We start from the raw sequence: 21642 nt of genomic DNA on the forward strand, positions 1-21642 counted from the left end.
GCACCGGGATGGCAGACCAGACCCATGTCCTGTTCGTCGAGGACGACGACGTCATCCGCGAGGCGACCCAGCTCGCCCTGGAGCGGGACGGCTTCGCGGTCACCGCGATGCCCGACGGGCTGTCCGGCCTGGAGTCGTTCCGGGCGAACCGCCCCGACATCGCGCTGCTGGACGTCATGGTGCCCGGCCTCGACGGGGTGAGTCTGTGCCGCCGTATCCGCGACGAGTCGACCGTGCCGGTGATCATGCTGTCCGCCCGCGCCGACTCGATCGACGTCGTGCTGGGCCTGGAGGCGGGCGCCGACGACTACGTGACCAAGCCGTTCGACGGGGCCGTGCTGGTCGCGCGGATCCGGGCGGTGCTGCGGCGCTTCGGTCACGCGAGCGGTGGCGAGAAGGGCGACGAGCGTGACGCCGCGATGAGCGGCGGTGTGCTGACCTTCGGCGATCTGGAGATCGACACCGAGGGCATGGAGGTGCGCCGGGCCGGGCAGCCGGTGGCGCTGACGCCGACCGAGATGCGGCTGCTGCTGGAGTTCTCCTCCGCGCCGGGCACGGTCCTCTCCCGCGACAAGCTGCTGGAGCGGGTGTGGGACTACGGCTGGGGCGGAGACACCCGGGTGGTGGACGTCCATGTCCAGCGGCTGCGTACGAAGATCGGCCAGGACCGGATCGAGACGGTCCGCGGCTTCGGCTACAAGTTGAAGGCCTGAGCGGGGACACCAGGGACATGCGGGGGACATTCCGGCGCCCGAGCAGTGCCGACACAGCCGACGGCACGGGCATCCGTACGGGCCTGAGCACCGGCATCCGTACGGGCCTGAGCACCGGCATCCGTACGGGTCTGAGCACGGGCCTCCGTACGGGCCTGAGGTGGAAGCTCAGCGCGGCGATCGCCCTGGTCGGCGCGCTGGTGGCGATCGCGCTCAGCCTGGTCGTGCACAACGCCGCCCGGGTCTCGATGCTGGACAACGCGCGCGATCTCGCCGACGAGCGCGTCCAGATCGCACAGCGCAGCTACGAGCTGTCCAACCGGCCGAACTTCCCGAACGTCAAGCTCGACGACCCCCGGCTGCCGTCGGCGCTGCGCGCGAAGGTCCAGGAGGGGCGCCGGGCGACCTATGTGACGGACGGGCGCGACGGTGTGCCGGACATCTGGGCCGCCGTACCGGTCAAGGACGGGCACGTCCTGTCGCTGCACACCGGCTTCACCGACCGCAGCACGGACATCCTCAACGACCTCGACCAGGCCCTGGTGATCGGCTCCATCGCGGTCGTCCTCGGCGGCAGCGCGCTGGGCGTGCTCATCGGAGGCCAGCTCTCGCGCCGGCTGCGCAAGGCGGCGGCCGCGGCCAACCAGGTCGCCAAGGGCGAGTCGGACGTACGGGTGCGGGACGCGATCGGCGGGGTCGTACGCGACGAGACCGACGATCTCGCGCGAGCCGTGGACGCCATGGCGGACACCCTGCAGCAGCGTCTGGAGGCCGAGCGGCGGGTCACCGCGGACATCGCGCACGAGCTGCGCACCCCGGTGACGGGGCTGCTGACGGCGGCGGAACTGCTGCCGCCCGGCCGTCCCACCGAACTGGTCCTGGACCGCGCGAAGGCCATGCGCACCCTCGTCGAGGACGTGCTGGAGGTGGCCCGTCTGGACGGGGCGTCCGAGCGGGCCGAGCTGCAGGACATCATCCTCGGTGAGTTCGTCTCCCGGCGGGTGGCGGCGAAGGACCCGGCCGTCGAGGTGCGGGTGGTGCACGAGTCGATGGTGACGACCGATCCGCGACGCCTTGAACGCGTCCTGTTCAACCTGCTGGCCAACGCCGCCCGGCACGGCAAGCCGCCGATCCAGGTCACCGTCGAGGGCCGGGTCATCCGCGTCCGCGACCACGGCCCCGGCTTCCCCGCCGACCTCCTCGCCGACGGCCCGAGCCGCTTCCGCACCGGCAGCAGCGACCGCGCGGGCCACGGCCACGGCCTGGGCCTCACCATCGCCGCAGGCCAGGCCCGCGTCCTCGGCGCCCGCCTCACCTTCCGCAACATCCGCCCCGCAGGCGCCCCGGACGACGTCCCGTCGGAGGGCGCGGTAGCAGTCCTGTGGCTACCGGAACATGCCCCGACGAACACGGGCAGCTACCCGATGCTGCCGTAGCCGACTCTCCCAGGACCTCACGCCAACCGCCGCGCCGACCGCTCATACATCCGCGACCAGCAACTCCTCCCCCCGAGACGGCCGCAACCCGTCCACCCGCCCCGCGAAGTACCGCTTCTCCAGGTCGGCTGCCGACACGTGTCGGGCCTTGCGGAAGCCGGTCTCGTGGGCGAGGGCGAGGATTTCTGGTGGTCTGTAGAAGGTGCGGAAGGGGGTTCCAGCGGCTTCGGCGCCCTTCATCGCGGTCCGGAGGCGGGGCTGTTCCTCGGGCTCGACGTCCTCGACGGGCCGCAGGAAGGTGGAGACCAGGGTCGAGCCGGGCGCGAGGGACGCGACCAGCCGGAAGGTCGTCCTGATCGCCTCCGGGGTGAGATACATGGTCACGCCCGCCGAGGCCACCACGGCGGGCCGCCCGGGATCGAGCCCGCCCGCGAGCAGCTGCCCCCACCAGTCGCCCTCGAAGTCGACGGGCACCAGCCGCAGCCACTCGGGAACCCCGAACCCGAGTTCTTCGAGCCGCCGCCGCTTCCACTCCTGCGGCCCGGCCTGGTCGACCTCGAAGACGCGCAGCCCTCCGGCCCCGACGTCCGGCCGGCGCTGGGCGAAGGTGTCGAGCCCGGCGCCGAGGACGACGTACTGATCGAGCCCCTCCCCCGCCCGCTCCACGACGAGATCCTCGACGAACCGGGCCCGCGCGACGATGGACGCGCGCATGCGCCGCGTGCCGACGACGTCCATGTCGGGCCGCTCGCGCCAGTCCTCACCGGGCCCCGCGCCGGGGCCGGCGAGCCGCAGCCCGACCTCGTCCTCGATCACGTACGGCGGCGGATCGGCCCGTAGATGCAGGGCCCGCCACAGGGCGACCCGCACGGCGGTGTGCTCGGCGGCGACCTCGCCCGTGCCGTCCGTCACCCGAAGTCCTTGGAGAAGTCGAGCTCCTCGCTGCGCTGGGTCAGTGAGTACCAGTTGCCGTTGTCGTCGCGGAAGATCGCCTCGATGCCGTACGGCCGCTCCTGCGGCGACTGGAGGAACTCGACGCCGCGTGCCCTGAAGGTCTCGTAGTCCCCCCGGCAGTCGTCGGTCCGGAACGCCCCCGCACCGACCACCCCTTTGCTCACCAGCCTCTTCAGCGCCTCCGCGGACTCGGGGTCGAGCCCCGGGCCGTCGAGGCTCATCAGGGCCAGCTCGACGTCCGTCTGCTCCTTGGCGCCGACGGTGATCCACGTCATGTCGCCCATGGAGATCTCGTTGCGCACCTCGAAGTCCAGCTTCTCGGTGAAGAAGGCCTTGGTGCGCTGCTGGTCGAAGGTCCATACGGTGCTGATGCCGAGGCCCAGGATCATGGCTCTGCTCTCCCCTGATCGGTTCCGGTGTCCTGTCCGTCACCGTAGGCAGCGCGGCCTTCGGGGCGCTTCTTCAAAGTTGCGCTGGGGAAGCCGCCGGCCCACAACATCGCGTAGCACCCGGGGATCAGGGCGGCCCCACGGCCCACGTGCTCTCTGCGGTACTCGCTCGGCGTCAGCCCGGTCCGCGCCTTGAACCGCGCCGAGAACGTCCCGAGACTGCTGAACCCGACCAGATGACAGATCTCCGTGACGCTCAGGTCCGCGCCACGCAGCATCTCCTCGGCCCGCTCGATGCGCCGGTGCGTCAGATACTGCCCGGGCGTCTCCCCGTACGCCTCCTTGAACGCCCGCAGGAAGTGATACCGCGAGTACCCGGCCCGCGCCGCCACCCCGTCCAGATCCAGCTCCGGATCGGCCCAGTCACGGTCCATGGCGTCCTTGCCGAGCCGCAACTGCCGCATCTTGTCCATGGAGCCGATGGTGACACGGAGGTCTGACAGCGGCCCGGGGCCACTTGGACACGAAGAAGACCCCGGGACATGAAGAAGGCCCCCCGGGGCGGACACCATCCGGGGGGCCTTCGGTTCACTGTCGGGACATCACACCGCTTCGACGACCGCCGCCTGCGCGGCGTCCTCCTGCTCCGCCTTGGGCGCGGCCGGCCCCGCCCCGCGCAGCGTGACCTCCTTCACGAACACCGCCGCGATCAGCGCGCCCACGGCCACGATCGCGCCGAGCAGGAAGGCCGAGTGGACACCCGCCGACACCGCGTGCTGGTAGGCCTCACGCGCCACCGCCGGCAGCTTCTCCAGGCTCTTCGCGTCCAGCTGCGCCGACTTCTCGGTGATCTTCGAGCCCAGCGAACCGGCCCGCTGGGACATGACGTCCTGGACCCGGTTGTTGAACAGCGCGCCCATGATCGCGACACCGAAGGAGGAGCCGAGCGTACGGAACAGGGTGGTCGACGAGGAGGCGACGCCCATGTCCTTCATCTCGACGCTGTTCTGCGCGACCAGCATGGTGATCTGCATCAGGCAGCCCATGCCGAGACCGACCACGGCCATGAACACACCGGACATGAACCGCGAGGTCCCCGTGTCCATCGTCGACAGCAGATACAGACCGACGATCATCAGGGCGCTGCCGACGACCGGGAACACCTTGTACTTGCCGGTGTTCGTGGTCACCCGCCCGGCCACCATGGAGGTGACCAGCATCGCGCCGAGCATCGGCAGCAGCAGCAGACCGGAGTTGGTCGCGGAGGCGCCCTGCACCGACTGCTGGTACAGCGGCAGGAACAGCGTCGCACCGAACATCACGAAGCCGGTGATGAAGCCGATGAGCGACATCAGCGTGAAGTTGCGGCTGCGGAAGATGTGCAGCGGAACCACCGGCTCGGCGGCCTTGGTCTGCCAGAACACGAACCCGATCAGCGAGGCCACGCCGATGCCGATCAGTTCCATGATCCGCGCGGAGGTCCAGGCGTACTGCGTGCCGCCCCAGGTGGTGACCAGCACGATCGCGGTGATGCCGACGGTCAGCAGGACGACACCGAGGTAGTCGATGCCCGCCTTGGCCCGCTTCTTCGGCAGGTGCAGCACCACACTGATCAGGCCGAGCGCGAAGATGCCGAGCGGCAGGTTGATGTAGAACGACCAGCGCCAGCCCCAGTTGTCGGTGATGGTGCCGCCGACCAGCGGGCCGCCGATCATCGCCAGCGCCATCACGCCGGCCATCATGCCCTGGTACTTGCCGCGCTCCCGCGGCGGGATCAGGTCACCGATGATCGCCATGACGCCGACCATCAGACCGCCGGCGCCGAGGCCCTGCACGGCGCGGAAGCCGATCAGCTCGCCCATGTTCTGGGCCATGCCGCTGAGCGCGGAGCCGATCAGGAAGATCACGATCGAGGTCATGAAGGTGGCCTTGCGGCCGTACATGTCACCGAGCTTGCCCCAGATCGGGGTGGCCGCCGCGGTGGCCAGCGTGTACGCCGTCACCACCCACGACAGGTGCTCCAGGCCGCCGAGCTCGCCCACGATCGTCGGCATCGCCGTACCCACGATCATGTTGTCGAGCATCGCCAGCATCATGGTGATCATGAGCGCGAGCAGAACGACCCGTACGCTCTTCGGTTGTTTGTCCGGCTTGGTCTCGACCGTCTGTGTGTCCGCCATGGTGCCCACTCCCCTAGGAACTCTTGGAACTTCCTGCATCCCCCCGGCCGGCCACTTACTTGCCGCCCGGCTAGTTGTCTACACTGGAAGAAGTTAGACCCCCAACTAGCCGGGCGTCAAGTAAGTTTTCTAGTCGGGCGGCAAGTAAGTTTCCGTGTGAGCGCAAGGAGTACGAGGATGGGCGTCACCATGGACGGCACCAAACAGCAGCGCCGCGGGAACACGCGCCAGCGCATCCAGGACGTGGCCCTCGAACTCTTCGCCGAGCAGGGCTACGAGAAGACGTCGTTGCGCGAGATCGCCGAGCGCCTCGACGTCACCAAGGCGGCGCTGTACTACCACTTCAAGACGAAGGAAGAGATCCTCGTCAGCATCTTCGAGGATCTCTCCGAGCCGATCGTGGAACTGATCGAGTGGGGCAAGGCGCAGCCGCAGACGCTGGAGACCAAGCAGGAGATCATCCGCCGCTACAGCGAGACGCTGGCGGGCGCGACCCCGCTGTTCCGCTTCATGCAGGAGAACCAGGCGGCGGTGAAGGAACTGCGCATCGGCGAGATGTTCCGCAACCGCATGATGGGCATGCGCGACATCCTCATCGACCCGGACGCCGATCTGATCGACCAGGTGCGCTGCGTCAGCGCGATGTTCACGCTGCACGCCGGGATGTTCGCCCTCAACGACCTGGAGGGCGACCCCGAGACCAAGCGCAAGGCCGTGCTCGAGGTCGCCACCGATCTGGTGACCCAGGCGCACCGGGGCGCCGACTCGCCGTAGGAGAAGGCGCGCCGGGAAGGCGCGCCGGAAGTGCACCGGAGAGGTGCGGGAGGCCGTATTACAGGCTCAGGCCCTTGGCCCGCAGGAAGGAGACCGGGTCGATGGCCGAGCCGTAGTTCGCCGTCTTGCGGATCTCGAAGTGCAGGTGCGGGCCGCTGGAGTTACCGGTGTTGCCCGAGCGGGCTATGTGCTGGCCGGTGGTGACGACCTGGCCGACATGGACGTCGATCCGGGAGAGGTGGGCGTACTGCGAGTACGTCCCGTTGCCGTGCTTGATGACGATGGCGTTGCCGTACGCCGGACCGTCGCCGGCGCCGTTGCCGCCGGCCTTGACGACGGTGCCGCCGTGCGCGGCGACGACGTTGGTGCCGCTCGGCACGGCGAAGTCCTGGCCGCTGTGCTTGTGCGCCCACATGCCGCCGGCCTGGTCGAACTTCGCGGAGAGCGCGTACTTCTTGACCGGGTGCATCCAGGAGGCGGCCTTCTTGGCGGCCGCGGCCTTCTTGGCGGCGGCCTTCTTCTTCGCGACCTCCTGCGCCTTCGCCTTCGCGGCGGCGGCGTTCTTGGCGGCCTTGGCCTGCGCGGCGGCCTGCGCCTGCACGGCGCTCGCGGTGCCGGCGGCGGGCGAGGCGTCGGCAGCGGCCGCGACCCCGGCCCCCAGCACGACCGATGCCCCCAGTCCTGCGGCCAGAACGGCGGCGCGGGTGCGGAGCTGGGACGTACGGGTGGAACGGGACGTGACACGCGAAGACATAGCAACCCTTGTGAGTCGGGGACAGAAAAAGACCACCCGACGCACTCGCTGCCCGCCGGATGGGCCATTCCTTGGTAACCCCGGGACCCACTCATCCCAAAACATGTGATCTACGACGGAAGTTAGTACCTCACCTCATTACTAACCGCCTCTTGACACATCCCTCATTCAGGACACATCCGCACCGAACCGCCCACGACGCCCCATCCGCCCGTCCGATTCCAGGACTAAAGTCCTTTTTGCCCGGACCTGCTCATCCACTATTCCGGGTAGTAACGGACAATTCGCCTGTGCGGCATGTCACCGGAGTTCAGATTTCAACCACCCAATGTGCGGCACAACTTGTGATGCACATCTCTGGCTACCTACCCCCCGGTAACCCTACGGTTCCTCTCGCGCCACCCTCGCCACCGAACATGCACCAGACAACGGCATACGGACGAGAGGACCCCCCACCCATGACAAGCCGACGCCCCTGGGCACGCCGTGCAGTGGTCGCCGCAGTCTCCACCACTGCCCTTGTGGCACTGGCCGCCCCCGCCGACGCGGCGACGAGCACCGAGGACGTCGACTACGCGACCTGGCAGAAGGACTGCCAGTCGGTGATGGACCAGGCCCTGCCCTATCTCCAGCAGCGCATCGCCGCGGCCACCCCGGGTGAGAAGCAGGCGATCGTCTTCGACATCGACAACACCACGCTGGAGACCGACTTCGGCTTCAGCTTCCCGCAGCCGGCCAACAAGCCGGTCCTGAACGTCGCCGAGTACGCCCAGGACCACGGCGTCTCGATCTTCTTCGTCACCGCCCGCCCGGGCATCATCCAAGCCCCCACCGAGTGGAACCTCGAACACGACGGCTACCAGGTCTCCGGCCTCTACGTCCGCGGCCTGTTCGACCTCTTCAAGGACGTCGCCGCCTACAAGACCGCCCAGCGCGTCGACATCGAGAACAAGGGCTACGACATCATCGCCAACATCGGCAACAGCCCCACCGACCTGACGGGCGGCCACGCCGAAAAGACCTTCAAACTCCCGGACTACGACGGCCAGTTGTCCTGACCTGCCCTGAGCATGCGAGAGGGGGCCGGTGCCCCAAGGCACCGGCCCCCTCTCAGCGCAGTCCCCGAAGGGCTACGCCTCCTTGCTCAGGTTCGGGCCGGCTCCGCCGGCCGCCTGCTCGATCGGCGGGACGTCCGGGAGTGCCGACTTCTCCTCGCCGCGGAAGGTGAAGGTCTGGGTGTCGCCCTCGCCCTCGGTGTCCACGACCACGATGTGGCCGGGACGCAGCTCGCCGAAGAGGATCTTCTCGGACAGGGTGTCCTCGACCTCGCGCTGGATGGTGCGACGCAGCGGACGCGCACCCAGCACCGGGTCGTAACCCTTCTTGGACAGCAGCTCCTTGGCGGACTGGGAGAGCTCGATGCCCATGTCCCGGTCCTTGAGGCGCTCGTCCACCTTGCTGATCATCAGGTCGACGATCTTGAGGATGTCCTCCTGCGTCAGCTGCGGGAAGACGACCACGTCGTCCACGCGGTTGAGGAACTCGGGACGGAAGTGCTGCTTGAGCTCGTCCGACACCTTGTTCTTCATGCGCTCGTAGTTGGACTTCTTGTCACCCGAGGCCGCGAAGCCGAGGTTGAAGCCCTTGGAGATGTCCCGGGTGCCGAGGTTGGTCGTCATGATGATGACCGTGTTCTTGAAGTCCACGACCCGGCCCTGGGAGTCGGTCAGGCGACCGTCCTCCAGGATCTGCAGCAGCGAGTTGAAGATGTCCGGGTGGGCCTTCTCGACCTCGTCGAACAGGACCACGGAGAACGGCTTGCGGCGGACCTTCTCGGTCAGCTGGCCGCCCTCCTCGTAGCCCACGTAGCCGGGGGGCGAACCGAACAGGCGCGAGACCGTGTGCTTCTCGCTGAACTCCGACATGTCGAGGGAGATCAGCGCGTCCTCGTCTCCGAAGAGGAACTCCGCGAGGGCCTTGGACAGCTCGGTCTTACCCACACCGGACGGGCCGGCGAAGATGAACGAACCACCGGGGCGCTTGGGGTCCTTCAGACCCGCGCGCGTACGACGGATCGCCTTCGACAGCGCCTTGACGGCGTCGACCTGGCCGATGACCCGCTTGTGGAGCTCGTCCTCCATGCGCAGCAGACGCGAGGACTCCTCCTCGGTCAGCTTGAAGACCGGGATGCCGGTGGCGGTCGCGAGGACCTCGGCGATCAGCTCGCCGTCGACCTCGGCGACGACGTCCATGTCGCCGGCCTTCCACTCCTTCTCGCGCTTGGCCTTGGCGGCCAGGAGCTGCTTCTCCTTGTCGCGGAGCGAAGCGGCCTTCTCGAAGTCCTGCGAGTCGATCGCGGACTCCTTGTCGCGGCGGACACCGGCGATCTTCTCGTCGAACTCGCGCAGGTCCGGCGGCGCGGTCATCCGGCGGATGCGCATCCGGGAACCGGCCTCGTCGATCAGGTCGATCGCCTTGTCCGGCAGGAAGCGGTCCGAGATGTACCGGTCGGCCAGGGTGGCGGCCTGGACGAGGGCCTCGTCGGTGATGGAGACGCGGTGGTGGGCCTCGTAGCGGTCGCGCAGGCCCTTGAGGATCTCGATCGTGTGCGGCAGGGACGGCTCGGCGACCTGGATGGGCTGGAAGCGGCGCTCGAGGGCCGCGTCCTTCTCCAGGTGCTTGCGGTACTCGTCCAGCGTGGTCGCACCGATGGTCTGCAGCTCACCGCGGGCCAGCATCGGCTTCAGGATCGAAGCGGCGTCGATGGCGCCCTCGGCGGCACCCGCACCGACCAGCGTGTGCAGCTCGTCGATGAACAGGATGATGTCGCCGCGGGTGCGGATCTCCTTGAGCACCTTCTTCAGGCGCTCCTCGAAGTCACCGCGGTAGCGGGAGCCGGCGACCAGGGCGCCGAGGTCCAGGGTGTAGAGGTGCTTGTCCTTGAGGGTCTCGGGCACCTCGCCCTTGACGATGGCCTGGGCGAGGCCCTCGACGACGGCGGTCTTGCCGACGCCGGGCTCGCCGATGAGCACCGGGTTGTTCTTCGTACGGCGGGACAGCACCTGCATGACCCGCTCGATCTCCTTCTCGCGCCCGATGACCGGGTCGAGCTTGGACTCACGAGCGGCCTGGGTGAGGTTCCGGCCGAACTGGTCGAGGACCAGGGACGTCGAGGGCGTGCCCTCGGCAGGCCCGCCGGCGGCGGCGGTCTCCTTGCCCTGGTAGCCGGAGAGCAGCTGGATGACCTGCTGCCGCACCCGGTTGAGATCGGCGCCCAGCTTCACGAGGACCTGGGCGGCGACGCCCTCGCCCTCGCGGATCAGGCCGAGCAGGATGTGCTCCGTGCCGATGTAGTTGTGGCCCAGCTGAAGGGCCTCGCGGAGCGAGAGCTCCAGGACCTTCTTGGCACGGGGGGTGAAGGGGATGTGCCCGGACGGGGCCTGCTGGCCCTGGCCGATGATCTCCTCCACCTGCTGGCGGACCGCCTCGAGCGAAATCCCGAGGCTCTCAAGGGCCTTGGCGGCGACACCCTCACCCTCGTGGATCAGGCCCAGGAGGATGTGCTCGGTGCCGATGTAGTTGTGGTTGAGCATCCGGGCTTCTTCCTGAGCCAGGACGACAACCCGCCGCGCGCGGTCGGTGAACCTCTCGAACATCGTTAATCGCTCCTCAGAGCGGTCAGGCAGTGGGGGGAACTTCCCCTCCCTGTCCTTCCGCAGCTTAGTCCCGCAAGCGGGGACCGCTCATTCCAACTGCCGACACCGGTGCGAGAACCAACACTGCCTCCTGACCCCGAACGCCGACATCTGCTCCAACCCGATGGTGCGAGACGATGTTCCCGCAGGCCAGACAGTTACCTCCACCATCAGTACGCCGATGGCGAACGTGAGACGCCCTGTCCTGCGTGTCGCCCCCTCCCACTAGGGATGTCTTACCCGCCGGGACTGACACTCCATGCCGCGCGGCCCGGTTCCCTCCGCTACGGGCGAACAACCTTGCACCACCCCGCGCCCCCTCACGCCCCCGATTTCGGCACTCTGCGCAGCCGACTCGACACCCAGCGTAACTCGCAGGTCGTTCCGGCGGTTGCACTTGGCATGGTCCGCACCCTCCTCACGGTCCCGCTCCCCCGTCGCCCGCTCGACCACCTCGATCCGGTCCGCGGGTGGTACGAGAACGAACTGGGCTGGGCGACGGTGCCCGCCTCCGCGGAAAGCCTCGCGGATCCGGTGCGGCTGCGGGTGGGTGAGCGCTTCGACGTCCTGGACGTCCCGGCCGAGGCGGGCCGGGCGGGTCTGCGCCATCTCGCGCCGGCGACGCCGGTGGCGGTTCAGGACGACCGGATGCGGCTGCTGGTGGCCGCGGGCAGCGCGGAGGAGCTGCCGGGGCTGCTCGACTGGCTGGAGTGGGGCGCGCTCACGCTGGATCTGACCGTGACCGGCGAGGGCGGCGTCATGGACGCGCCGCTGCCCCCCGGAAGCGGGCCGGCCGGCTCACGGCCTCCGGGCGACCCGGGCGCCCTGCAGGGGGCCGCCGTATGGCTGCGACCCCCCGAGCCTGGGTGCGAGGTCGAGGCCTCGCTGCCGACGCTGTCGGCCGTGGGGGGCGGTGGGGGCGCCCCCGATCTCGTACGACTCGTGGACACGGTGGCGACGCAGTGCCACCGGTTGCGGCTGCGGCGCGCGTGCGCCCGCCCATTGCGCCTGCCGTAAAACGGCGATCAGGCGTTCGCCTTCTCATAGGCCTCGCGGATGGACGCGGGAACACGGCCGCGGTCGTTGACCTCGTATCCGTTCTCCTTCGCCCACGCGCGGATCTGCGCGGTGTCCTGGCTGCCGCCGGAAGCGGCGCGCGCCTTTCCGCGCCCGCCCGAAGCACGGCCTCCGGTACGCCGACCACCCTTCACGTAAGGCTCGAGAAGGCCACGGAGCTTGTCCGCATTGGCGGTCGTGAGATCGATCTCGTACGTCTTGCCGTCCAACGCGAACGTAACGGTCTCGTCCGCCTCGCCGCCGTCGAGGTCGTCGACAAGAAGGACCTGAACCTTCTGTGCCACCGGATTTCCTTTCATCGATAACTTGAGGGCCTGGGGTCTGCGGCGTCCGCCGTTTCGCCGTCCCCTGTTATATGCAGTACTGCAGTACGTCGGAAAGCAAACCGCTTTTGCCGGAAAAACACAAACCCTTCGGAGAGACCTGCCCCGAGACGGACTGCACAGCGTCCCGACCGGAAACGTGCGCGTTTCGGACATAGGGAACCTGGGCAGGGGCGCGAAATGCACCGCGGTGATCGGCGATCACAGATGCAGAAGCATCCGGCTGTTGCCCAAGGTGTTCGGTTTCACCCGTTCGAGACCGAGGAACTCCGCTACGCCCTCGTCATAGGAACGCAGTAGCTCCGCGTAGACATCGGTGTCGACGGGCGTCTCGCCGATCTCGACGAAGCCGTGCTTGGCGAAGAAGTCCACTTCGAAGGTCAGACAGAAAACGCGCCGAACACCCAGCCAGCGCGCGGTGTGCAGCAACTTCTCCAGCAACTGATGGCCCACGCCGGCGCCCTTCAGGCCGGGCTTGACCGCGAGAGTGCGCACTTCCGCGAGGTCTTCCCACATCACGTGCAGCGCACCGCAGCCGACCACCTCGGCGTTGTCGTCCCGTTCGGCGACCCAGAACTCCTGGATGTCCTCGTAAAGCGTCACCGTTGCTTTGTCGAGCAGGATGCGGCCGCGGACGTAGGTGTCAAGGAGACGGCGCACCGCCTGGACATCGCCGGTACGGGCCCGCCGGACAGTGATGGCTTTAGCACTGACTTCGGGCTCTTCGGGGCCTACACGACTCTCTGCTGACATGTGCGGACGCTATCGCCCGTCATCCTCCTGCGCCGACCCGGGGTTCTCACCGGCACTATCACCGCCGGTATCGGAGGGCGCCGGGGAAGTTTCCGGGCCTTGGACGATGCGTACGGCGTCTCTGAGGGCCAGGCGCTGTTCCTCGCTCATCATCCCGAAGAAGGCGACGAGGGCGGCTGCCGGGTTGTCACTCTGCGCCCAGGCGTCGTTCATCAGAGCGGCCGCGTAGGCGGCCCGGGTGGAGACGGCCTCATATCGATAGGCCCTGCCTTCGGCCTCTCGGCGCACCCAGCCCTTCTGATGGAGATTGTCCAAAACGGTCATCACCGTGGTGTATGCGATGGACCGTTCCTGCTGCAGATCTTCCAGGACTTCTCGGACGGTCACCGGGCGGTTCCACTTCCACACCCGCGTCATGACCGCGTCTTCGAGTTCTCCCAATGGGCGAGGCACAGTTCAGCACAATAGTGGGAGATGTCTCCATTCGCGTGCCGGACGAGCACATCCATCAGCAAACGGGGACAAAAAGGGTGCAGCCAGAGGAGGGGTCAGCCGTCGTTCTTCGGGGAGGCCTGGCGGGCGCTCTCCGCGCGCGCGATCGCGGCGTCGACGACCGCGTCCTCCTTGGCCTTGTTGGCCCCGCCCTGGGACTTGATCATCACCCTGATCACGCCGATGAAGAGCACGGCCATCACGAACGGGGGCACGAGCGCGGAGACGTAGTCCATACCGTCCAGAGTAGCCACGGGCCGGACGAGCGGACGGGGCGGGGTTGGGGGGATTCCCGGCGGTTCGCGCTCCGTCAGCCCGCGGCGAGGTGTCTGCGCTGCCCGGAGGCGGGCGGCGGGGTCGGCTTGCGGCGCGGGAAGACCTCGCCCGGGGTCGGGATCGGGCGGGCCGGCTTCGGCTCGGCCGGGGCGGGCGACGGCTTGGGGGCGGCCGGCTTGCGGACGGGCTTCGTCTCGGGCTTCTTCGCGGGGTCCCGCTCCTTGGCCGCGGCGGGCTCCGCCCCTGCGCCCTTCAGGCCGCCGGGAAGGGCCGTGAGGCGGTTGCGGGCGGCGGGGACGGTCGGGAGGGCCCTGCGGGCCGGACCGTGCGCGAGAGGGGCGCGTGCGTCCTGTTCCGCGAGCATGCGGCAGCGCCCCAGGAGGACGGAGGCGGCCGGATTGCCGCGCAGGGCCCTGAGGGCGGCGAGATCGTCGGCCTGCGGGCGGTACCCGGCCCCGAGCGCCTCCTCGAGGAGCGTCAGATAGCCGGCCGCGGCGCCGGGCAGGGCGGCGCGGTAGCGCGCGAGGTCGGCCAGCAGGAAGGCACGCAGCCGGGCGCCCTCACGCATGGCCTCGTCCAGGGACTCGGCGAGGCGCAGGCAGTCCCTGACGTCCTCTGCGGGCGTGGGGCCGGGCTTGAGGGCGAGGGCGAGAGCGCGGCGGAGCACACGCAGCTCCTCCACACCGAACGCCATGCCGCCGCGGGATCCGTATGGCGTGGGCATGCGGCGACACTACGCGCTAATCAGACAAATTCGACATAAGGGGCGGGTGTGGCGCGGACGCGCCACCCGGTTGGGCCGTGCCGCCCGGCGGTCCGCGCCACCCGGCCGATCCGCGCCACCCGGCCGATCCGCGCCACCCGGCGGTCCGCGCCACCCGGTAGGGCCGCGCGGCGCCTCACATGCGCGAGACGTTGCGCTCGTAGACCATGCGTAGGCCGATCAGGGTCAGCCAGGGCTCGTGTTCGTCGATCACCGACGACTCCCCGAGCACCATCGGCGCGAGCCCGCCGGTTGCGATCACCGTGACGTCGTCCGGGTCCTCGGCCAGCTCCCGGGCCATCCGGCCGACGACGCCGTCGACCTGCCCGGCGAAGCCGTAGACGATCCCGGACTGCATCGCCTCGACGGTGTTCTTGCCGATCACGCTGCGCGGCCGGGCCACCTCGATCTTGCGCAGCTGGGCGCCGCGGACGCCGAGCGCCTCGACGGAGATCTCGATACCGGGGGCGATCACGCCGCCGATGTACTCCCCGCGCGCGGAGACCGCGTCGAAGGTCGTCGCCGTACCGAAGTCGACGACGATCGCCGGGCCGCCGTACAGCTCGACGGCCGCCACCGCGTTGATGATGCGGTCGGCGCCGACCTCCTTGGGGTTGTCGGTTAGGATCGGCACGCCCGTCTTGACGCCCGGCTCCACCAGCACGGCGGGAACGTCGCCGTAGTACCGGCGTGTGACCTCGCGCAGCTCGTGCAGCACGGAGGGCACGGTGGCGCAGATCGCGATCCCGTCGATGCCGTCGCCCAGCTCGTCGCCGAGCAGCGGGTGCATGCCCATCAGGCCCTGCAGCAGCACCGCGAGCTCGTCCGCCGTGCGGCGCGCGTCGGTCGAGATGCGCCAGTGCTCGACGATGTCGTCCCCGTCGAACAGGCCGAGGACGGTGTGCGTGTTCCCTACGTCGATCGTCAGCAGCATGGCCCGTACCTACTCCGCCGCTCGCAGGTCGAGGCCGATGTCGAGGATCGGCGAGGAGTGGGTCAGGGCTCCCACCGCGAGGTAGTCGACGCCCGTGTCGGCGTACGCGCGCGCGTTGTCGAGGGTCAGCCGGCCCGACGCCTCCAGGGCGGCGCGGCCGTCCACGAGGGCGACGGCCTCCCCGCACTCACCGGGGGTGAAGTTGTCCAGCAAAATCAGGTCGGCGCCGGCGTCCACGACCTCGCGCAGCTGGTGCAGGGTGTCGACCTCGACCTCGATCGCCAGGTCCGGGAAGGCCTCCCGTACGGCCTTGAAGGCCTGGGCGACGCCGCCCGCGGCCACCACGTGGTTGTCCTTGACGAGGGCCGCGTCCGACAGCGACATTCGGTGGTTGACGCCGCCGCCGCAGCGCACCGCGAACTTCTCCAGCGACCGCAGCCCGGGGGTCGTCTTGCGGGTGTCACGGACCTTCGTCCGCGTGCCCTCCAGGACGTCCGCCCACGCGCGCGTGGCGGTCGCGATGCCCGACAGGCGGCACAGGAGGTTGAGCGCGCTGCGTTCCGCGGTGAGCAGGTCGCGGGTGCGTGTGGTGACCGACAGCAGCTTCTGCCCCGCCGTGACGCGGTCGCCGTCCTCCACGTGCCGCTCGACCTCGAACTCGTCGGTGCAGACCACGGAGATGACCGCTTCGGCGACCCTGAGGCCCGCCGCGACGCCCGCCTCGCGCGCGGTGAAGTCGCCGGTGGCGACGGCCTCTTCGGGGATGGTCGCGACGGTGGTCACGTCCACGCCGTGGTCGAGGTCCTCCTGGATGGCGAGATGGGCGATGTCCTCGACCTCCACCGGGTCGAGTCCGGCGTCGGCCAGGAGCTGCGCGAGCGCGGGGTCGAGCCCGCACTCCAGATGTTCGGCGTCGGCGTCGGCGCCGCAGGCACAGCCGTCGCCGCAGCCGCCGTTCGACGCGAGGGGGAGGTCGGGGGTGCTCACTTCTGTCACTGCTCCTGGGGACGGTGCGCAGGCTGGGGCTGCCGGGTCGGGGGGAAGTCTGCGGTATCGGTGGTGCCGACGGCGAGTGTGCGGTCCGGATTCAGCCGTACGACGATGTGGCGGCGCCATGCCGCGTCGTCGCGGTCGGCGTGGTCCTCGCGCCAGTGGCAGCCGCGCGTCTCCTCGCGCAGCCGGGCGGCGGCGACCAGGACGCGGGCCACGCACAGGAGGTTGGTGGCCTCCCAGGTGTCGACGCCGGGCTCGGCGGTCTTGCCGTTCTCGTCGAGGGCGTCACGGGCCTCGTCGTGCAGCCGCTGCAGCTGGTCGGCGGCCGTGGCGAGGGACTCGGCGGAGCGCAGGACGCCCGCGCCGTCGGTCATGATCCGCTGGATCTCGAACCGGGCCTCCGGGGCGAGCAGCGGATGCGTGGGCACGTCCGGCTGTTCGACCGGCTCCGGCACGCGCGCGTGGAGGCCGTTCGCCGCCTGCGTGGCCGCGATGTCGGCGGCGATGCGCTCGGCGTAGACGAGGCCTTCGAGGAGCGAGTTGGAGGCGAGCCGGTTGGCGCCGTGCACGCCGGTGCAGGCGACCTCGCCGCAGGCGTACAGACCCGGGACGGTCGTACGGCCCCGGGAGTCCGTGCGCACGCCGCCGGAGGCGTGGTGGGCGGCCGGGGCGATCGGGATGGGCTCGGTGACCGGGTCGATGCCGTGGGCGCGGCAGGAGGCCAGGATCGTCGGGAAGCGGTGCTCCCACATCTCGGCGCCGAAGTGCCGGGCGTCGAGGAACATGTGCTCGGCGTCCTGCTGCAGCATGCGGCGCAGGATGCCCTTGGCGACGATGTCGCGGGGCGCCAGCTCGGCCAGCTCGTGCTGTCCCACCATGAAGCGCACGCCGTCGGCGTCGACCAGGTGGGCGCCCTCGCCGCGCACGGCCTCGGAGACCAGCGGCTGCTGGCCCTCCGCGTCCGGGCCGAGGAACAGCACGGTGGGGTGGAACTGCACGAACTCGAGGTCGGAGACCTCCGCGCCCGCGCGCAGCGCGAGGGCCACGCCGTCGCCGGTGGACACCGACGGGTTGGTGGTCGCCGAGAACACCTGGCCCATGCCGCCGGTCGCGAGGACGACCGCGGGCGCGTGCACGGCGCCCACGCCGTCGTGCTGGCCCTCGCCCATGACGTGCAGGCTCACGCCCGCGGTGCGGCCGCCCGCGTCCGTCAGGAGGTCGAGCACCAGCGCGTTCTCGATGGCGCGGACGCCACGCGCGCGTGCCGCCTCGACGAGGGCGCGGGAGATCTCCGCGCCGGTCGCGTCGCCGCCCGCGTGCGCGATGCGGCGGCGGTGGTGCCCGCCCTCGCGGGTGAGGGCCAGGTCGCCCTCCTCGGACTCGTCGAAGTGCGCACCGGTCTCGATGAGCCGCCGTACGGCGTCGGGGCCCTCGGTGACGAGGATGCGTACGGCTTCCTCGTCGCACAGGCCCGCGCCCGCCACCAGGGTGTCGTCCAGGTGCTGTTCGGGGGTGTCGCCCTCGCCGAGGGCCGCGGCGACGCCGCCCTGCGCCCAGCGGGTGGAGCCGTCGTCGAGGCGCGCCTTGGTGACGACGACGGTCCTGAGGCCGGCCGCCTCGCAGCGCAGGGCCGCGGTCAGCCCGGCGACCCCGGAGCCGACGACCACGACGTCCGCTGAGATGGACCATCCTGGGGCGGGCGCGTGCAGTCGTATGCCTGTGCTGGTCACGAGGCGGCTCCGGGGGTTCCGAAAGTGAGTGGGATGTTGTCGATCAGCCTGGTCGTCCCGACCCGGGCGGCGACGGCGAGAACGGCCTCGCCGGTGAAGTCGTCCTCGATCTCCGTGAAGTCGGACGGGTCGACGAGGGCGAGGTAGTCCAGCTTGAGCGGCGGCGACAGGCGCGCGGCGTCGTCGAGGACGAGGCGGGCGGCGGCGCGGACCGCGGAGGGGGCGCCCGGGAGGGCCTTGGCGACGGCGTGCGCGTCGGCGGCGGCGCGGGACTCGCCGATGGCGCTGAGCGCCTCGGCACGCGCGTGCGTGGCGGGCACCTCGCGGGCCCGTGCGCGCAGCGCCTCCTGGGCGGCGTGCCGGTCGCTGCCCGCGAACAGGGCGCGCGAGAGGGAGAGAGCCGTGCGCCGCTCGGCGGGCGAGAGGTAGCGGTTGCGGCTGGACAGGGCCAGGCCGTCCTCCTCGCGCACCGTGGGCACGCCGACGATCTCGATGCCGAAGTTCAGGTCCCGCACCATGCGGCGGATCAGGGCGAGCTGCTGGGCGTCCTTCTGGCCGTACAGGGCGACGTCGGGGCGGGTGAGGTGGAGCAGTTTGGCGACGACGGTGAGCATGCCGTCGAAGTGGCCGGGGCGGGAGGCGCCCTCCAGGCGCTCCCCCATGGGGCCCGCGCTGATGCGCACCTGGGGCTCGCCGCCCGGGTAGACCTCGTCCGTGGAGGGCGCGAAGACGACGTCCGCGCCGGACAGTTCGGCGAGCTTGACGTCCGCGTCCAGGGTGCGCGGGTAGCGGTCGAGGTCCTCGCCCGCGCCGAACTGCAGGGGGTTCACGAAGACGGTGACGACGACCTCGCCGTCCGCTCCAGCGATCCCGCGTGCGGTGCGGATCAGGGTGGCGTGGCCCTCGTGCAGGGCGCCCATGGTCATCACGACGGCACGGCGGCCGGTACGCGTGCGTGCGTGCAGTTCGTCGGCGGTGCGCAGCACTGTGGTGGTCATCGGGCGTCCCCCTCGGCGCCGTCGGTGCCGCCGGTGCCTTCGGGTCCAGTGGGCCCGCCGGCGAGCACCCCGAGCAGGTCCTCCGCGAGTTCCGGCTTCAGCAGACCGTGGGCGAGCGCGCGGTCGGCGGTGGCGCGCGCCATGGCCAGATAGCCGGCGACGGTCTGCGGCGCGTGCCGGCGCAGCTCGGCGACGTGCGCCGCGACCGTGCCCGCGTCGCCGCGCGCGACGGGACCGGTCAGGGCGGCGTCGCCGGAGCGCAGGGCGTTGTCGAGGGCGGCGCCGAGCAGCGGGCCGAGCATCCGGTCGGGGGCCGTGACGCCGGCCTCGCGCAGCAGCTCCATGGACTGGGCGACCAGCGTCACCAGGTGGTTGGCGCCCAGCGCGAGCGCCGCGTGGTACAGCGGGCGCCTCTCCTCGGCGATCCATTCCGGTTCGCCGCCCATCTCGATGACGAGGGCCTCGGCGGCCAGCCGCAGCTCGTCGGGGGCGGTGACGCCGAAGGAGCAGCCGGCCAGGCGCTGGACGTCGACGGGGGTGCCGGTGAAGGTCATCGCCGGGTGCAGGGCCAGCGGGAGCGCGCCCGCGCGCAGGGCGGGGTCCAGGACCTTGGCGCCGTACCGCCCGGAGGTGTGCACCAGCAGCTGTCCGGGTCGCACCGAACCGGTCTCGGCGAGGCCCTCCACCAGGGCGGGCAGCGTGTCGTCCGGGACGGTCAGCAGCACCAGGTCGGCGCGCTGGAGCACCTCGGCGGGCGGGACCAGCGGCACGTCGGGGAGCATCTGCGCGGCACGCTTGCGCGACGTGTCGGAGACCCCGGAGACGGCCACCGGGCGGTGCCCGGCGAGCTGGAGGGACGCGGCCAGTGCGGGGCCGACACGGCCGGCGCCGACGACGCCGACGGTGAGCCGCGCGGGGCGGTCCTTGGGGTCTGGCTGTTGGCTTGTACTCACTCGACGGCGGCCTTCCCGTTCCAGTCCGCTCCGGGTACCGGACGATTTCTCGTCATGTTAACGCGATTGGTTCCGGGGGCGTCCGGTTGTCCACAGGCTGTGGGTTTCGCCACGCTGTCCACGCACAGGGAGCCTGTGGAAATCCGGGTGCCCGGGAGGGTGCGGCCGGGCATGATCCGGACCATGAGCGATGTGGCGGAGCAGGGCGGGCAGTCGGACGGGCAGTTGTCGGACGCCGGGCAGTTGTCGGACGAGGAGCGGCTCAAGCAGCGCCGCAAACGGCGTATCAGCGCCTACCGGAGCGTGAGCCGGGTGCTCGCGCGCCCCGGCTTCCTGGGCACGCTCCGCGAACGCCTGGCCCTCCTGGACGACGCGCAGCACTTCTACGACCTGGACGAGCCGTCGGACATCTACGGCAACGGCGTCGTCGCGGCCCTGGAGGAGAAGGTCGCGCACCTGCTGGGCAAGGAGGCCGCCGCGTTCTTCCCCACGGGCACGATGGCCCAGCAGGTGGCGCTGCGCTGCTGGGCGGGACGCACGGGCAGCCCGGCGGTCGCCCTGCACGCGCTCGCGCACCCCGAGGTGCACGAACGGCATGCGTTCAGCCAGGTCAGCGGGTTGCGTCCGGTCCGGGTGACGGGCGAGTCCCGGTTCCTGACCGCCGACGAGGTCCGCGAGTTCGACGAGCCCTTCGGCACGCTGATGCTCGAACTGCCGCTCAGGGACGCCGGTTTCGTCCTGCCCTCCTGGGAGGAGCTCACCGCGGTCGTGGAGGCCGCGCGCGAGCGCGACGCGGTGGTGCACTTCGACGGCGCACGCCTGTGGGAGTCCACCACCCACTTCGGCCGCCCCCTGGACGAGATCGCCGACCTGGCGGACACCGTCTACGTGTCGTTCTACAAGTCCCTCGACGGCTACGGCGGCGCCGCACTCGCCGGACCGAAGACGCTGGTCGACGAGGCGAAGGTGTGGCGGCACCGGTACGGCGGCCAGATCTTCCAGCAGTTCCCGACCGCCCTGTCGGCCCTCGCCGGCCTGGAGCGGGAACTGCCCCGGCTGCCCGCGTACGTCGCCCACGCGCGCGTGGTGGCCGAGGCACTGCGCGAGGGGTTCGCGGCGACCGGGGTGCCGTGGACGATCGTGCACCCCGAGGTGCCGCACACCAACGAGTTCCAGCTCTGGCTGCCCCACGATGTCGACGTCGTCTCGGAGGCGGCGATCCGGCAGGGCGAGGAGACCGGCGTCCTGCTGTTCGCCGACGCCTGGGACGCGAAGGGCCCGGGCCTGGCCATGACCGAGGTGTCGGTACGGGCCGCCGGCCTGGAGTGGACGGCCGACGACGTGAAGGCCGCGGTCGCGCAGTTCGCCTCCCGCCTCACCGAGGAGGCCGACCGGGCGAAAGCGGCCGGGGGCGGTCGGTAGCTGCGCCGGGGACGGTCAACGGTTGGGCCGGGG

The 21642-nt window shown here is 70.4% G+C and carries 22 protein-coding genes; 6 read left to right on the top strand and 16 right to left on the bottom strand.

The features are described from left to right. Positions 1-8 precede the first annotated feature (8 nt). Both cseB and cseC read left to right on the top strand, forming a co-directional pair. Complete coding sequence (gene cseB, locus MQN93_RS11555) at positions 9-713, top strand: two-component system response regulator CseB (protein ID WP_242709418.1); 705 nt, start codon at positions 9-11, stop codon at positions 711-713. After that, positions 602-2149, top strand: a complete 1548-nt coding sequence (gene cseC, locus MQN93_RS11560) for a two-component system sensor histidine kinase CseC (RefSeq protein WP_372504356.1) — start codon at positions 602-604, stop codon at positions 2147-2149. The genes cseB and cseC overlap by 112 nt, the downstream gene beginning before the upstream one ends. Before the next feature lie 42 nt (positions 2150-2191). Here cseC and MQN93_RS11565 read toward each other — a convergent pair whose 3' ends face one another. The 4 genes from MQN93_RS11565 to MQN93_RS11580 all read right to left on the bottom strand — a co-directional run bounded on the left by MQN93_RS11565 (position 2192) and on the right by MQN93_RS11580 (position 5672). Next, positions 2192-3061, bottom strand: coding sequence for a class I SAM-dependent methyltransferase (locus MQN93_RS11565; protein ID WP_242709419.1), 870 nt, complete (start codon positions 3059-3061; stop codon positions 2192-2194). Beyond that, positions 3058-3492, bottom strand: coding sequence for a VOC family protein (locus tag MQN93_RS11570; protein ID WP_016437457.1), 435 nt, complete (start codon positions 3490-3492; stop codon positions 3058-3060). The genes MQN93_RS11565 and MQN93_RS11570 overlap by 4 nt, the downstream gene beginning before the upstream one ends. Continuing rightward, positions 3489-3956 (bottom strand): helix-turn-helix transcriptional regulator, encoded by a 468-nt coding sequence (locus MQN93_RS11575; RefSeq protein ID WP_037783434.1) that lies wholly within the window; start codon positions 3954-3956, stop codon positions 3489-3491. The genes MQN93_RS11570 and MQN93_RS11575 overlap by 4 nt, the downstream gene beginning before the upstream one ends. 138 nt (positions 3957-4094) lie before the next feature. Then, positions 4095-5672: an MDR family MFS transporter gene (locus MQN93_RS11580; RefSeq protein ID WP_016437455.1), complete on the bottom strand. Its 1578-nt coding sequence runs from the start codon at positions 5670-5672 to the stop codon at positions 4095-4097. A gap of 177 nt (positions 5673-5849) precedes the next feature. On the opposite strand from MQN93_RS11580, the gene MQN93_RS11585 reads away from it, so the two are divergent. Further along, the gene (locus tag MQN93_RS11585) at positions 5850-6446 is read left to right on the top strand and encodes a TetR/AcrR family transcriptional regulator (RefSeq protein WP_242709420.1); all 597 of its coding nucleotides are present in this window, start codon (positions 5850-5852) and stop codon (positions 6444-6446) included. 58 nt (positions 6447-6504) lie between these two features. Here MQN93_RS11585 and MQN93_RS11590 read toward each other — a convergent pair whose 3' ends face one another. Next, complete coding sequence (locus MQN93_RS11590) at positions 6505-7200, bottom strand: M23 family metallopeptidase (RefSeq protein WP_016437453.1); 696 nt, start codon at positions 7198-7200, stop codon at positions 6505-6507. Between the two features lie 458 nt (positions 7201-7658). Between MQN93_RS11590 and MQN93_RS11595 the strand changes: the two genes are divergently transcribed. Next, positions 7659-8258 (top strand): HAD family acid phosphatase, encoded by a 600-nt coding sequence (locus tag MQN93_RS11595; RefSeq protein WP_242709421.1) that lies wholly within the window; start codon positions 7659-7661, stop codon positions 8256-8258. Positions 8259-8330: 72 nt separating this feature from the next. On the opposite strand, the gene MQN93_RS11600 is transcribed toward MQN93_RS11595, so the two are convergent. Further along, entirely contained in the window at positions 8331-10856 is a 2526-nt protein-coding gene (locus MQN93_RS11600; protein ID WP_016437451.1) for an ATP-dependent Clp protease ATP-binding subunit, read from the bottom strand. Positions 10857-11297: 441 nt separating this feature from the next. Here MQN93_RS11600 and MQN93_RS11605 point away from each other — a divergent pair, with 441 nt between their 5' ends. Continuing rightward, entirely contained in the window at positions 11298-11912 is a 615-nt protein-coding gene (locus MQN93_RS11605) for an SCO3374 family protein (protein ID WP_242709422.1), read from the top strand. Positions 11913-11920: 8 nt separating this feature from the next. Here MQN93_RS11605 and MQN93_RS11610 read toward each other — a convergent pair whose 3' ends face one another. The 10 genes from MQN93_RS11610 to MQN93_RS11655 form a co-directional block, all read right to left on the bottom strand. Then, positions 11921-12256 (bottom strand): histone-like nucleoid-structuring protein Lsr2, encoded by a 336-nt coding sequence (locus MQN93_RS11610; protein WP_007498879.1) that lies wholly within the window; start codon positions 12254-12256, stop codon positions 11921-11923. A 240-nt stretch (positions 12257-12496) separates the two neighbouring features. Next, entirely contained in the window at positions 12497-13048 is a 552-nt protein-coding gene (locus MQN93_RS11615; RefSeq protein WP_016437449.1) for an amino-acid N-acetyltransferase, read from the bottom strand. A gap of 9 nt (positions 13049-13057) precedes the next feature. Then, on the bottom strand, positions 13058-13489 hold the full coding sequence (locus MQN93_RS11620; RefSeq protein ID WP_078516745.1) for a BlaI/MecI/CopY family transcriptional regulator: 432 nt from the start codon (positions 13487-13489) through the stop codon (positions 13058-13060). A gap of 107 nt (positions 13490-13596) precedes the next feature. After that, a complete protein-coding gene (locus MQN93_RS11625; protein ID WP_016437447.1) occupies positions 13597-13776 on the bottom strand; it encodes a hypothetical protein in 180 nt (59 codons plus the stop codon). A gap of 74 nt (positions 13777-13850) precedes the next feature. Next, a complete protein-coding gene (locus MQN93_RS11630; protein ID WP_242709786.1) occupies positions 13851-14510 on the bottom strand; it encodes a hypothetical protein in 660 nt (219 codons plus the stop codon). Between the two features lie 205 nt (positions 14511-14715). Further along, the gene (locus MQN93_RS11635) at positions 14716-15513 is read right to left on the bottom strand and encodes a type III pantothenate kinase (protein ID WP_016437445.1); all 798 of its coding nucleotides are present in this window, start codon (positions 15511-15513) and stop codon (positions 14716-14718) included. Between the two features lie 9 nt (positions 15514-15522). Then, positions 15523-16500 (bottom strand): carboxylating nicotinate-nucleotide diphosphorylase, encoded by a 978-nt coding sequence (gene nadC / locus MQN93_RS11640; RefSeq protein ID WP_016437444.1) that lies wholly within the window; start codon positions 16498-16500, stop codon positions 15523-15525. A gap of 5 nt (positions 16501-16505) precedes the next feature. After that, positions 16506-18236: an L-aspartate oxidase gene (locus MQN93_RS11645; protein ID WP_242709423.1), complete on the bottom strand. Its 1731-nt coding sequence runs from the start codon at positions 18234-18236 to the stop codon at positions 16506-16508. Continuing rightward, complete coding sequence (panC, locus tag MQN93_RS11650; protein WP_016437442.1) at positions 18233-19234, bottom strand: pantoate--beta-alanine ligase; 1002 nt, start codon at positions 19232-19234, stop codon at positions 18233-18235. The genes MQN93_RS11645 and panC overlap by 4 nt, the downstream gene beginning before the upstream one ends. Then, complete coding sequence (locus MQN93_RS11655) at positions 19231-20187, bottom strand: Rossmann-like and DUF2520 domain-containing protein (RefSeq protein ID WP_242709424.1); 957 nt, start codon at positions 20185-20187, stop codon at positions 19231-19233. Before MQN93_RS11655 ends, panC begins: the two co-directional genes overlap by 4 nt. Positions 20188-20370: 183 nt before the next feature. On the opposite strand from MQN93_RS11655, the gene MQN93_RS11660 reads away from it, so the two are divergent. After that, a complete protein-coding gene (locus MQN93_RS11660; RefSeq protein ID WP_242709425.1) occupies positions 20371-21609 on the top strand; it encodes a threonine aldolase family protein in 1239 nt (412 codons plus the stop codon). The last annotated feature ends 33 nt before the right edge of the window (positions 21610-21642 follow it).

The sequence above is a fragment of the Streptomyces spinosisporus genome (genome assembly GCF_022698145.1).
GTDB classification, from domain to species: Bacteria; Actinomycetota; Actinomycetes; order Streptomycetales; family Streptomycetaceae; genus Streptomyces; species Streptomyces spinosisporus.